This is a genomic window from Ruegeria sp. AM9 (assembly GCF_056540565.1).
The window spans coordinates 1-999 of record NZ_JBQFWY010000042.1; the positions used below are offsets into that span (position 1 = coordinate 1).

Genomic DNA, 999 nt, shown 5'->3' on the forward strand with positions numbered 1-999 from the left:
CAGCGCGGCAAATTCGTCAGAGATGTCCTGACCGGCTTTCCAGCCAAGATCAGATGAGTGGATGATTGCCATTCTGGTTCCCTATCTACTTTTGGGGCAGCGATCATGCGACGCAAAGGCATCTCGCATGATCCGTGGGGGCCCATTGACGATCATGTGTGTGAGAACAAGATAATTCCTCTATATAAACCCTATTCTAATTAGGCCCATAGGTGCTGATCGACGACACAGTGTGTCGTCGTTTCATATTGTAGTGCCTCTTTCCTTTTTTGCCAAAATCTGCGCATTGCGAATGCTTGTAGAAAAAGTGGCCCAGGCGCAGCTCAATCGAGCAATCAACTTATATACGCTATGCTTGGGCCGAAACTGAATCCGGCCCAAGAAATTACGCAATGCCGCCGATCAGGCTGAGCGGCCTAATTCTTGTGTATTTCGAAACCGCGTTCAGAAGATAAAGTCTCCGCGATCCAAATCGGAAATGGAGGTATCCACCAGAACCATCGAGTTGCCCATGCCATCCTTGATCAGAACGTCGTCACCCGATTGGGTCATGTGGTTATTGACCAGATCCGAGTAGCTGGTGATCTTATCTGATCGCATGAAGGAAATCTGGTCATCGCCGCCAAAACCAAAATCCATCACTTGAGCAGTACCTGTGTTGAAGAAGAAATTGTCCGCGCCATCGCCGCCTGTGAGGGTATCAGACCCGCTGCCACCGTCCAGGTTGTCCTTGCCGCTGCCACCATAGAGCCTGTCGTTCCCGCCCCCACCGTAAAGCGTGTCATGGCTACCTTTGCCTTTCAGAACGTCGTTGCCGGTCCGCCCCACAATCGTTTCCGCAACGCCACTGCCAATCAGTTTGTCGTTTCCTGCGGTACCGTCCAGTGTGGCGGTGTTTTGGCCTTCGCCACCTGGGTCCGGCGGCGCGACAGGGTCCGGATCAACAGTGGTGCCATCAGTTGGGTATGTAACGTCCGACCAATCTGGTCCAGCCAGGTT

The 999-nt window shown here is 52.7% G+C and carries 1 protein-coding gene; it reads right to left on the reverse strand.

Annotated elements, in window-relative coordinates; translation table 11 throughout:
* Nucleotides 1-444 precede the first annotated feature (444 nt).
* Nucleotides 445-999, reverse strand: a 555-nt coding sequence (locus ACR0DO_RS19475) for a calcium-binding protein (protein WP_480561095.1), incomplete at its 5' end; no start/stop codon positions are given.